The following is a 12,102-nucleotide window of genomic DNA, read 5'->3' on the forward strand; positions in this document are numbered from 1 at the left end:
TCATATCCGTTCCATCAGTCCTTCAGTCGACGCGCGGCAAGCGCGCGCAGCGTCCGGTAGCACAGGCCCGCGATGATCAGCGCGGCGAGCACGCCGCCGAACAACAGCAGCAGCGGATGCGACGACAGCGCCCAGCGCAGATACTCCTGCGGCGACAAATGGCCGACATAGTATGCGGAGCCGTTCGACGTGATGGTGACGTCGCGGCCATGGATCACGGCCATCGCGCCTTGAATCTTCGGCAGCACGTCGGCGTCGAGCAGCGCCGCGGACAGGTCGGCGTCCGACGGACCGGCCGCGCTGATCAGCGCAACCGCGCTGCGGCCGCTCTGCAGCGGCGACTCGAAGCCGGTCAGCAGCGCGGCGCCGCTCGAGCTGACCATCGTCAGATCGGCGCGCGCGGGTGTGCGCTCGACGCCGCGCTCGCCATGCCACCAGTCGCGCAGCTTGAACACGAGGTCGGTGAGCTGGAACGTGTGCGCGTCGCCGTTACTGGAGAACGGCATCGACTTCGACCAGCGCTGCAACAGCCGCTGCTTGCCGGGCGCGCCGAACACCAGCAGGTCCTTGTCCGCGAAGTGGTCGACGTCGGCCGCATGGGTGACGGTCACCCCGGCGACCGGAAAGCCGGTCGATTCGCCCATCCGGCCCATCGTCAGCAGATACAGGCTGTAGTCGCTCGGGTCCGGGGCGTCCGGCAGCACGACGGCGGTCTCGGACAGATCCGCCATCCGCGTGAACGGGAAGCCGCTGTTGGCGAACGCGGCCAGGTCGGGCAGCGCCATGTAGTGCGGGAACGACGACAGGTCGATCGTCGAGTTCGGATCGATCGCGCCGACCACGTTCTGCAGCAGGCGGCCCGCGCATTCGCCGGTGTTCGGGATGTCGTAGTAGAAGTGCAGGCGCAGCTGTGTGCGCGGCGTCATCAAGAGCGGCGGGATGCGGATGTTGCGGCGCGCGTCGGCGGTGCCGTCGGGCATGATCAGGTTGAAGTAGCGGCTCATCTCGAACACCGAGGTCGAGCGTGCCGGAATCGGCAGCGCCTGCACGAAGCCGTTGTTCACGCTGATGTTCAGCGACGAGCGGTCGCGCGCCGGCCGCACCGTGTAGCGGTAGCGCAGGTTGATCGGCGCGCCGCGCGTGTGCCACATGAACAGATCGGGCGCCACACGCATGTTGATGCGCACCGCGTCGGCGTCGTAGCCGAACACGGTCAGGTCTTTCGGATCGGCGAGTTCGCCGAAGCGCACCGCGCGGTCGGTCGCCAGCCAGTTCGGCGCGTCGTACGGCACGCGCGGCGTGATCGCGTTCAGCGACGTGATCGTCGCGCTCGCGCCGGACAGCGTGCTATGGCCGATGCCGAGCGACTTCGCGGCGGTCTTCAGCTCGGCCTCGTCGCGGCCGAGCACGAGCAGCAGCTTGCCGCGCGCGTTCGCGTCGCGCTCGACCACCGCGATGGTCGGCCCGGTAATCTCGGGAATCGTCACGCCGGCTGGATGCTGGTCGCTGGTCGCGAACACGACCGCGTTGCCCGACAGCGGCGGGCTGTCGAGCTGGGTCGGAAACAGCGCGCCGCGATAGCCGGCGAGCGAGCCGAACCACGACGCGACGATGCCCGCGGCTTCGAGCGTGCCGTTGCCGGGTTTCTGCGCGAACACGAACGGCAGTTCGAGGCGGCGCACGTCGCGGCGGTCGAAGAACGGCTGCGGCAGCGCGGCCAGTTCCGCCTTCGTCGGGAGCGACGCGTAGCTCAGGTCGAGCGAGCTCGCGTTGCTGATCGTCGCCCACAGCGACGAGTTCGCGGGGTCTTCGCAGGCCGTCGTGTAGTGGCCGATCAGTTGCAGGTTCAGGTGATTGAAGTCGGTGATGAAGCGCGGATCGATCGTGATGTCGCGCGCGACCAGCATGCCGGCCTGCTCGTGCGGCAGCGGCAGCGTGGCGGCGACCTCGCCGTTGATCAGGACCTTCAGTTGCGACAGGTTCGCCAGCAGCGCGGGCGAATAGCTGTAGATCAGATGCAGCGTCGCGCCGGTCACGACTTCGTCGCCGCGCACCGAGAACGCAATGCCGTTCTGGCCGTCGACGCCGCGCAGTTGCAGCGGGTCGAGCGCGCCGAAGTCCGCAAACGTTAGCGTTTGACGGCGGCCTCCGGGCACCAGCGTGCCGGGCTCGGCGGTGGTCGGCGTGCGCATGCCGAGCGCCTTCACCGACGAGGCCGCGAGCGCGGGCGTCGGCGTGGCGAGCTGGTCCTGGGCGATCGCGTTCGGATCGAACGGCACCGCCGCGCTCGGCGCGGGCACGTTGCCGACACCGGTCGCGACTTGCGGGCTTTGCGCCGCGCCGGCGGTTGCGGCGGCTGCCGGGGCCGGCTTGGATGCCGGGGCGGCAGCCGGTGCAGCCGCGTAAGCGAGCGGCACGAACGACGCCAGCGCGGTCTGCAGCGCAAGCCAGCAGGCGACGCCTCGCATGATTCGCCGCGAGTGTCGCGAGCCGTGGAGGGCGAACAGACGCGATTGGGGTCCAGTGCTGTTGCGCCCGTGAGCCGGGTGTTCGATCTTGTCGTTCGGCATCCGGTAGCCCATAGATCAGTCTTTCGTTTTTAGCTTCTTGACGTCCGCGGGACGGCTTTTGATCGAACTGCGCAAGTCGTCGTATAGATGCTCGAACAGACCCGCGATGCCGCGCACGCCGACCCTCAGCACATGCGACAGGCCGCGCAGCGGCGTGTCCGTCTCGCGTCCCTCGGCCCAGCCGGTCCACGCGTCCGCGCGGGCGAAGGTGGTCTTCACGAACTCGTACTCCTGTTCGGGCGACATCGACGAAAAGCGCAGGCCCACGCGGCCCGGCTCGGTAAAACTGACGGTGGCGGGAAACGCGTACTCTTCGTCGCCGCGAAACAGCGACACGGTCACGGGCTCCTGCATCGGCACTTCGATCTTGCCGGGCAGCGCGACACCGACGCCGCCTTCCGAGTAGTCGATCGTTTCGCACGCGAGCGTGCGGCCGGTCGAGAACTTCAGCATCACCGGCATCTTCATCGCGACGCGGGGCACCGCGCGGATCTGGCGGCGCTCGCTCGCGGCGGCCACGCTCGCGCCGAGGATCAGCATGTTGTAGCTGGTCCACGCGAGATTGAGCAGCGTGGTCTCGACGATGCTGCGCACGTGCCAGTTCAGATAGATGTGCACGAGACCCACGAGGAAGCCGAGCAGGTTCAGCAGCAGCAAAAACAGGTACGGCCGCGAGATCGACCAATCGAAATAACTCTTCTCGATCACGCCGCCCTTGGCCGTCACGTTGAACTTGCCGAGCTTCGGATTGATCAGCGCGAGCAGCGTCGGCGCGGTGATGTACGACGCGAGCACCGACTCGTACACCTCGGCCCAGAACGAATGGCGGAACATCCGCTGCATCCGCGAGTTCGTGATGCTCGCGTGCATCATGTGCGGCAGCGCGTAGATCGCGATCGTGCTGGCCGCCGCTTCGATCACATGCGCGCCGAAGAACAGGTACGACAGCGGCGCGGTCAGGAACACGAGACGCGGCACGCCGTAGAAGAAGTGCATCATCGCGTTCAGATAGCACAGGCGCTGGCCGATCTTCAGCCCCTTGCCGGTCAGCGGATTGTCGATGCGGAAGATCTGCGTCATGCCGCGCGCCCAGCGGATGCGCTGGCCGATGTGGCCCGACAGGCTTTCGGTCGCGAGGCCGGCGGCCTGCGGAATCGCCAGATACGCGGTGGTGTAGCCAAGGCGGTGCAGCTTCAGTGCGGTGTGCGCGTCCTCGGTCACGGTTTCCACCGCGATGCCGCCGATCTCTTCGACCATGTTCCGGCGCAACAGCGCGCACGAGCCGCAGAAGAACGTCGCGTTCCACAGATCGTTGCCGTCCTGCACGAGGCCGTAGAACAGTTCGCCTTCGTTCGGCACCTTGCGGAAGGTGCCGAGGTTGCGCTCGAACGGGTCGGGGGAGAAGAAATGGTGCGGCGTCTGCAGCATCGACAGCAGCTTGTCGCGCAGGAACCAGCCGAGGCCGATCTGCAGGAACGAGCGGGTCGGGATGTGATCGCAGTCGAAGATCGCGAGGTACTCGCCGGTCGTGATCTTCATCGCCTCGTTGATGTTGCCGGCCTTCGCGTGACGGTTGTTCGTGCGGATCGTCCAGTTCACGCCGACTTCCTCGCAGAACGCCTTGAACTCGGGGCGGCGGCCGTCGTCGAGCACATGGATCGACATCTTGTCGGCCGGATAGTCGAGCGCGAGCGCCGCGTAGACGGTCGGCTTCACGACCGCGAGCGGCTCGTTGTAGGTCGGGATGAATACGTCGACGGTCGGCCACTCGTCGCGATTGGCGGGCAGCGGCATCGGCTTGCGCTTGAGCGGCCACGCGGTCTGGAAGTAGCCGAGCATCAGCACGAGGGTCGCGTAGAGCTCGGCGGAGACGAGCAGCAAACCCCAGGCGGCGTCGAGCGGCCGCTCCCAGGCGGTCGTTTCGGTCAGACGCCAGTACATGTAGCGGCCCGACGCGACGATCGACAGCATGATCATGACCATCGTCGCGTAGCGGCCTGGCAGACGGCGAAACATCAGCGCGAGCACGAAGCACAGCGTCGCGAAGGTCAGCTGCTGATAGAACTCGAGCGGCACCGTGAACACGAAGTAAAGCATGTACAGCGCGAGCAGCGTGACGAGCCCGGTGACGATGCGGCTGTTCCAGAAGTTCGCTTCGATGAAGCGCTCGAACCGTGAAGGCTCGCCGCCCTCGGGTTCGCGGGAGGAGGCTGGGCTGCTCATGCGACGTTCCTCGGCTGGGCGGCGATCGCGTCGAGCGCCGCCATGAGCCACGCGCCGCACGCGCGCAAATCGGCGGCGGCCTGACTCAGCGGATCGTAGTGGATCAGCGTCGTGTCGCAGGCGAGCGCTTCGCTGACGCCTTCGTCGAGATGGATCACGCCGGGGAACACTTTGCCGGCGAGCATCTGGCGCAACACCTTCAGCACGTCCTTGGTCAGCTGGCGCGACTGGTCGATCTGGTTGACCACGTAGCCGACGCCGCCGAAGTCCGCACGCGGCGCCGCATAGGTTTCGATCAGCCGCTCCATGTGCGGGATCGCCGCGTACGACGCGGCGTCAGCGAGCACGATGTTCAGCGCGAAGGTGGCCGCGCTCAGCGCGGTTCGCGCGTAGACCGACGAGCCGGGCGGCGTGTCGATGATGACGATGTCGGACGCATCGAGCCGCAGGTTCTGCAACGACTGCGCGAGCCATTGCGGATGCTGGTCGATATGCGCCTCGAGGCGGCGGCGGTCATCTTCCAGCAGCGCGCCGTACGGCAGCACGGTCACGCCGTCGATGCCGTCGAACATCACCGTTTGCCACGGGTTGCCGGAGAGCGTTGCACGCGACACGCCGTCGACGCTGTCGAGCGGCACCCCGAAGTGCAGACGCAAGGCGTTCTGCGGATCGAGATCGAGCGCGATCACGCGCCGGCCGCTGTTGGCCAGCACGGAGGCGAGGTTGGCGGCGAGGGTGGTCTTGCCGACCCCGCCTTTGGCGGATACCACGGCAATGACTTTCATGGCCGACGCGGACCGTTGGTGAGCCACGACGGGAAGCCGCCGCGCGCGGGGCCGGCGGGTGGCTGGGCGCCTTGCACGGGCGTGCCGCGCAGACGGTCGAAGAGCGAGTTCAGCGACGTGGGCTGGGGCTGGGCCGCAGGCACGGCAGCTTGCGGCCGCGTGGATGGGTTCTGCGCGGCGAACATCTTGCCGAGGATCGACGGTGGCTGGGCCGGATGCGCGGGCGGGGCGGTGTAGGTGGGTTGCGTGGCCTGTAGCGGTGGCAACGGCGCTGCCGGTGCGGCGCTGACGCTGGGTGCGACCCATGCGGGTGCGATCGGTGGAATCGAGGTTTGCGACGCTGCCGGAGCCGGTGCGGAGACCGGCGGGATCGGCGCGATAGGCGCGATAGGCGCGATAGGCGCGATAGGCGCGATAGGCGCGTTAGGCGCGTTAGGCGCGGATGGGGCGGCAGCCGGCACGCCCGGCGCGGCAGCCTCGTCGGTTTCATCAGCGGTACGGAAGCGCGACGCGCCACTCGGCGCCGCCGGCTGCGCGGGACTCACCGGCACAGGAGGAATGTCACGCCGGTGATGGCGCGTGAAGAGCGGCGCCTTCGCCCGCGTCACCGATGCCATGTCCTTCGGCGTCGTGTCCTCATGGACGGCGACGGGCCGTGGCGCCACGCTCGCCGGCGGCTGCTGTTTCGGGTCGCGAAGCTGGCCGATCGCCGGAATCGCCGGTTGCGTCAGATCGAGCGTGACGAGCAGCGGCCAACGGGTGCGCGCGGTGCGCGCGTCGTTCTCGCGACCGATCTCCTGGTACGCATTGGCGTCGCCGCCGAATTGCTCGAACAGTTTTTCGATGTCGTTCGATGAACTCATGATGCCGCCGTCCGGTACATACCGTGCATTGCCCCGAGCCGATTCCTCGGAGCGCTGTTATTTGAACTGCCTTCCCTGCTTCCACGCGTCGGCTGTATCGACGTCGCACATTTCTTGCATTACTACCGCACTGTCTTGAACCTGGTATGTCGTTCTTCAGAGCCGCTGATGCTCAGGCCGGATGACGGCCGAGGCGGAATTCGAGCGAGCTGTCCTCGCCGAACGCGCTCGTCTGCACGACCGACAAACCCTGCGCGCCCAACGCGCTCAACCAGGTTTGATACGCGCCTTCGAGAAACGCCGGCGTCCAGGCGAGCGCCGCTTCGCCGAAGGCCGGCAGCGGCGCGCAATAGTGAATGATGCGCAGCGACTCGGCCTCATCGGCGAGTGCGACGTATCCCCAATCCATCTGATGCCAGTAAGAGTTCAACACCTGCTGGAGCTCCGCCGTCGATCCGCAGGCGGGCAGCGGATGCGCGAGCGCGAAACGGTTGCCGACGCGATGCATCAGCTGACGCAATTCGTCGCGTCCGATTTGCGCCTCGAACTCGCTCGCCAGTGCGCTCAGCATGCCGCGCCATTGCGGTGAGATCTGGCGTTCAAGCAGATAGTCGAGGATTGGGACCATGTTTTCCGGAAGTGGTCGCTACCTGTTGCTCATTCGCAAACGTTTGAGCAATTGAGCAGCGGAGTCGTTCGGCAATCGCGTGCCGCGCCATTTACGTCATTTATGCCCGATTGTCTGCATTGCGGCACACTCGTCAGAAGTCTACTTAAGACACTGGCTTTTAGCCACATTCCGTTGCTCAGCATATGCGTTTATTGATGCGCATTCGAGACACATGAATTACGTAATTTTTGCTGCTTCAATAAAAATTGAAACGTTTGCTTGTGCTTCGCGCACAAAAAGCTTGCGCAGCAATAGTCGCATTCGCCGACAATTCCGGCACGCTTTGAGCTTAACGCTCTAAATGATGCATTTGGCGGGTGCTAAATCGTGCGAATAGCATTGCGCAATTGCCTGAAACCGTAATGAAAGTTATCGTCGCTTGCTGGCAATGGCCGAGCACGAGCTTCGATTCAAAATAATTCGCAATGGGTAGGCGGCCAAAGCGGCGGGGCGCGATCGAGTGATGGCGGTGTAGTCGAGCGCATAGCAATTCATGCGTCGTTTCACGTTAGCCATAAATGTTTATCGAACGTTTGCCGATAACCATTGGCGGAGTGACCGGAAACCCAGCCTGATCAGCCTCTATGTCTGCCATCCCAACGCAGCACCTGTCCCAGCCGAGTATGCGTGAGCGCTTTCACCGGCGCTCGCTCGAGCATCAGCGGCCGCTTGCGCTCATGAAGCTGGGCTTCACGGTGCTGGCGTTCCTGTCGATGGTGGCGGCGCGCGAACTGGTCAGCGCACCGTCCGCGCCGCTCGTGTACCGGCTACTGTGCGCGGTCGTGCTTGCTCTGCTGGTACTGGCGATCCCGTGCACGAAATCGACGGCGCTGTTCGGCGCGATTTGCGTCGCATACGAGCTGGTGCTGATCGGCGGGCTCGTGCTGAACGCGCAGGGCCTTGCAAATCCGTTGCCGTGGCTGTTGCCCGCGTTCGTCGTGATACCGATTTGCGCGGCCCCGATATGGCTCACGCCCGCGCATTTCGCCACCGGCAGCGCGCTGTTTTACGCGGTGGCCATCGCGCTGCTGCGCGGCAAAACTCATGCGCCCGAGGTCGACGTGGCCGTGTGGACGTGGGTCATCGCGATCGGCGCGCCGACGACGGCGGTGTTCCATTTCGCCTTCTACCATTTCCGGCGCAATCACTTTCTGCTCGAAAGCCAGCTCGCGCAACTCGCCGCAACCGATTCGCTGACCGGCCTGCAAAACCGCCGCTCGTTCGTCAAGCACGCCGAGGGACGACTCGAGACGCTGGCGCCGGGCGCGCGGATCAGCGCGATCTTTCTCGACATCGACAGCTTCAAGTCGCTCAACGACCGCTTCGGCCATGCGGTCGGCGACCACGCGCTGTTTCAGGTCGCTCAGGTGCTGAAGGACGCGGTCGCGCTTTACCACAGCGTGAGCCGCATCGGCGGCGAAGAGTTCGCGCTGCTGATCGACGACGACCTCACCGGCGCGCTGCAATTCGCCGAGCGGCTGCGCCTCGACATCGCCGCGATCGAACGGCCGGACGGCAATCTGACCGCGAGCTTCGGCGTGGCCGAGCACCGGCGCGGCGAAAGCTTCATGGTGCTGCTCGATCGCGCCGACGAAGCGTTGCTGCGCGCGAAGCAGACGGGCCGCAACCGTGTCTGCGCCGAGCGCGCGCGGCCGTTCGACGCGCTGCAGCCGCCGTTCGACGACGTGCTTGCGCCGCGTTACCGCTGGGAAGACTTCTATCTGATCTCGCACTTTCAGCCGCTCTACAGCCTGTCGCATCAGAAGCAGGTCGGCTTCGAGGCGCTGCTGCGCGGCGAGCACGACGACGGCACGCTGGTGCCGCCGGTCGTGATGTTCGCGCCGAAGCCGTCGAGCGACGAAGGCGCGCTCGACCGCGCGAGCCACGCGGTCCATCTCGGCAACGCGCGCCGCGCGCTGCCCGGCGATGCCTGGCTGTTCCTGAACATCTTGCCGTCCACCTTCGTCGCCGACGGCTATGCCGATCAGTTGACGAAAATCGTGCGCGCCGCGGGGCTCGAACCCGAGCGCGTGATTCTGGAGATCCTCGAATCGCATGGCGGCAGCGTCGACGAGATGTCGCGCGCGGCGGCGCGCTATCGCCAGCACGGCTTCCTGATCGCAGTCGACGACTTCGGCGCGGGCCAGTCGAACCTCGACCGGCTGCTGCGGATCCGGCCGGACATCGTGAAGCTCGACGGCGAGCTGATTCGCGCGACCACGCACGGCACCCAGCAGCCGATCCTGCCGAAGCTCGTGTCGCTGCTGCATCAGGCGGGGATGCTAGTGGTCGTCGAAGGTGTCGAGACGACCGACGAGCTGATTCTCGCGGTCGAGTCGAATGTCGATTTCGCGCAGGGCTATCTGCTCGGCCGGCCCGCTGTCGAGATCGCGCCGCCCGAGTCGGTGCACCGCCAGATCGACGATGCATTCGACGTGATCGCGCAGGGCCGCGCGCATCAGTATGCGTTGTTCGAATCCGAGTTGGAGCCGTACCGGGTCGAACTGCGGCGCGCGGCCGACGGCTTGCGCGCCGGCGTCACGATGGACGACGCGTTCGCGCTGCTCGCGACCTTCAAGCGCTGCATCAGCTGCTTCCTTCTCGACGATACCGGCCGCCAGATCGGTCACGAGGTGCGCGGGCCGGCATGGTGCAAGGACGCCGCGTCGCTGCAGCCGGTCGCGAATCCGCGCGATGCGCGCTGGGATCATCGGCCGTACTTCCGCAATGCGGTGCTGCTGCCCGGCGAGGCGATCACCAGTAATCCGTATCTGTCGCTCGCGAGCGGGCGACCGTGCATCGCGGTGACCCTGGCCGTGCATTTGGCGAGCGGGCGCTGTGTGATGGGGGTCGAGCTGGATTGGTCGGCGCGAGGCTTGCCCTGGCCGGCGGGGGAGTAGGGGAAGGCCGCGAGCGCGGGGCGGGTGAGGCGGCCCGCGGCTTTTGTTGCGTCAATATCCGCCTTTGACCCGCGGCGCGATCGCCGCCGTGGTTTTGTACGACGCGGCGAGCTCCGCGGCCGCGCGGCTCAGCAAGCCGGTGTCCGTGCCCACCGCGACGAAGCTCGCGCCCGCTGCCAGATATTCGGCCGCCAGCGCGGGATCAAGTGCGAGCACGCCCGCCGCCTTGCCGGCGCCGCGCACGGTTTCGATGCCGCGGCGAATCGCGTCGCGCACGCGTGCGTCGCCCGGTTTGCCGAGCAATCCCATCGACGCGCTCAGATCCGACGGCCCGAAAAACACGCCATCGACGCCATCCACGCGCGCGATCTCCGCGAGATTGTCGAGGCTCTGCACGGTCTCCGCCTGCACGATCACGCATAGTTCGTCGGCAGCGGTGTTCAGATAGTCGGGCACACGATTCCAGCGCGACGCACGCGCGAGCGCGCTGCCGACGCCGCGGATACCCTGCGGCGGATAACGCGTGGCCGCGACCGCATCGAGCGCCTGCGCGGCCGTGTCGATCATCGGCAGCAGCAGCGTTTGCGCGCCGATGTCGAGCAACTGCTTGATCAGCGCGGCGTCGCTTTTCACCGGCCGCACGACCGGATGCGACGGATACGCAGCGACCGCCTGCAGCTGCGACAGCGTGCTGCGCACGTCGTTCGGCGCGTGCTCGTTGTCGATCAGCAGCCAGTCGAAACCGGCGGTGGCGAGCAGCTCGGTCACGTAGGCGTCGGCGAGCGCGGCCCACAAGCCGAACTGCGGCTTGCCGTCGGCGAGCGCGCGTTTGAAGGGGTTGGTCGGCAAGGACATGTCGTTGCTCTCAGATGAAGTTCAAACCGATGCCGCCGAGCGGGCCATAGTCGACGTGGAACGTGTCGCCCGCGCGGGCCGGAATCGGGCTCGTGAATGAGCCGCTCAGGATGACGTCGCCCGCGTTCAGTGATTCATCGTACGGAGCAATCTTGTTGGCGAGCCACGCGACGCCGGTGGCCGGATGGTTGAGCACCGTCGCCGCGAGCCCGCTTTCCTCGACTGCGCCGTTCTTGTACAGCAGCGCGCCGACCCAGCGCAGGTCGACCTCGAGCGGACGCACGGGCCTGCCCCCGAGCACGACGCCTGCGTTGGCGGCGAAGTCGGAGATCGTGTCGTAGACCTTGCGCGGCGCGCGCGTTTCGCGATCGAACTGCTCGATGCGCGCGTCGATGATTTCGATGGCCGGCGTTACATAGGCGGTCGCGTCGAGCACATCGAACAGCGTGACGCCTGGGCCCTTCAACGGTTTGTTCAGCACGAACGCGAGTTCCACCTCGACGCGCGGCGCGATGAAGCGATCCGCGCGAATGTCCTGGCCGCTGTCGATGAACATGCTGTCGAGCAGCGGCGCGTAGTCGGGTTCGTCGATCTGCGACGAGCGCTGCATCGCGCGCGACGTCAGGCCGATCTTCCTGCCCTTGATCACGTGGCCTTCGGCGAGTTTCAGCTTGACCCACTCGCGTTGAATCGCGTAGCCGTCCTGTACGGTCATCTGTGGATACTGTGCGGAAAAATGGCGCAGCTGCGTGCGGGTCTTTTCCGCGTGATCGAGTTGCGCGGCGAGGTCGCGAATGGTTTGTTCGTCTAGCATGATGTGTCAGCGCTTGAGCCGCGCATGCAGATTGTTGTGTTTCCAGGTGCCCGCTTCGCTGAACTCGTTGATTTCGAGCGACAACGCGAGCCCCTGCCGTTCGAACTCAGTGGCGAAGCACTGCTTGATCAGCGCGAACAGCGCGTCGCCGGTCGCCTTCTTGACGGCCTCCGAGCGACCCGCGCCGATCTTCAGGTTTGCGTGCAGGAACGCGGCGTCGGGACGCCCGTCGGCGATGCAGTACTGGTCGCAGCGCAGTGCGCGCACGCGAATGCCGCCGAGCGGATAGACCCGATCGCCGTTATCGCGCTGCGCGTCGAGGCACTGCGCGAGGTCTTTGCAAAGTTCGCCGAGCCGTTGAGCATCCGCGAGGTTGGCGCTGTATTCGAGTGTCAAGTGAGGCATGGCGATTCCTCGCGAGT

9 protein-coding genes are annotated in these 12,102 nt (G+C 66.1%); 1 reads left to right on the forward strand and 8 read right to left on the reverse strand.

The genetic code is table 11. The annotated features are described in order from the left end of the window. Window positions 1–14: 14 nt before the first annotated feature. The 5 genes from bcsB to bcsD all read right to left on the reverse strand — a co-directional run bounded on the left by bcsB (window position 15) and on the right by bcsD (window position 7,069). Window positions 15–2,582, reverse strand: a complete 2,568-nt coding sequence (bcsB, locus tag QFZ94_RS13265) for a cellulose biosynthesis cyclic di-GMP-binding regulatory protein BcsB (RefSeq protein ID WP_429457393.1) — start codon at window positions 2,580–2,582, stop codon at window positions 15–17. A gap of 3 nt (window positions 2,583–2,585) precedes the next feature. Further along, window positions 2,586–4,793 (reverse strand): UDP-forming cellulose synthase catalytic subunit, encoded by a 2,208-nt coding sequence (gene bcsA, locus QFZ94_RS13270; protein ID WP_368585978.1) that lies wholly within the window; start codon window positions 4,791–4,793, stop codon window positions 2,586–2,588. Continuing rightward, entirely contained in the window at window positions 4,790–5,578 is a 789-nt protein-coding gene (gene bcsQ, locus QFZ94_RS13275) for a cellulose biosynthesis protein BcsQ (RefSeq protein WP_368585979.1), read from the reverse strand. The genes bcsA and bcsQ overlap by 4 nt, the downstream gene beginning before the upstream one ends. Continuing rightward, window positions 5,575–6,441 carry a cellulose biosynthesis protein BcsP gene (bcsP, locus tag QFZ94_RS13280; RefSeq protein WP_429457395.1) on the reverse strand — a complete coding sequence of 289 codons (867 nt, stop codon included), beginning with the start codon at window positions 6,439–6,441 and terminating at the stop codon, window positions 5,575–5,577. Before bcsP ends, bcsQ begins: the two co-directional genes overlap by 4 nt. Window positions 6,442–6,613: 172 nt before the next feature. After that, window positions 6,614–7,069 carry a cellulose biosynthesis protein BcsD gene (gene bcsD / locus QFZ94_RS13285; protein ID WP_429457397.1) on the reverse strand — a complete coding sequence of 152 codons (456 nt, stop codon included), beginning with the start codon at window positions 7,067–7,069 and terminating at the stop codon, window positions 6,614–6,616. A gap of 626 nt (window positions 7,070–7,695) precedes the next feature. On the opposite strand from bcsD, the gene QFZ94_RS13290 reads away from it, so the two are divergent. Beyond that, window positions 7,696–10,011, forward strand: coding sequence for an EAL domain-containing protein (locus QFZ94_RS13290; RefSeq protein ID WP_368585982.1), 2,316 nt, complete (start codon window positions 7,696–7,698; stop codon window positions 10,009–10,011). A 51-nt stretch (window positions 10,012–10,062) separates the two neighbouring features. On the opposite strand, the gene hpaI is transcribed toward QFZ94_RS13290, so the two are convergent. The 3 genes from hpaI to QFZ94_RS13305 are packed head-to-tail and all read right to left on the reverse strand — an operon-like array spanning window position 10,063 to window position 12,085. Continuing rightward, entirely contained in the window at window positions 10,063–10,866 is an 804-nt protein-coding gene (gene hpaI / locus QFZ94_RS13295; protein ID WP_429457399.1) for a 4-hydroxy-2-oxoheptanedioate aldolase, read from the reverse strand. Between the two features lie 10 nt (window positions 10,867–10,876). Then, complete coding sequence (hpaH, locus tag QFZ94_RS13300) at window positions 10,877–11,680, reverse strand: 2-oxo-hept-4-ene-1,7-dioate hydratase (RefSeq protein WP_429457401.1); 804 nt, start codon at window positions 11,678–11,680, stop codon at window positions 10,877–10,879. Window positions 11,681–11,686: 6 nt separating this feature from the next. Beyond that, entirely contained in the window at window positions 11,687–12,085 is a 399-nt protein-coding gene (locus tag QFZ94_RS13305; RefSeq protein WP_429457403.1) for a 5-carboxymethyl-2-hydroxymuconate Delta-isomerase, read from the reverse strand. Window positions 12,086–12,102 lie beyond the last annotated feature (17 nt).

This window comes from Paraburkholderia sp. JPY465 (assembly GCF_050436725.1).
GTDB lineage: Bacteria > Pseudomonadota > Gammaproteobacteria > Burkholderiales > Burkholderiaceae > Paraburkholderia > Paraburkholderia youngii.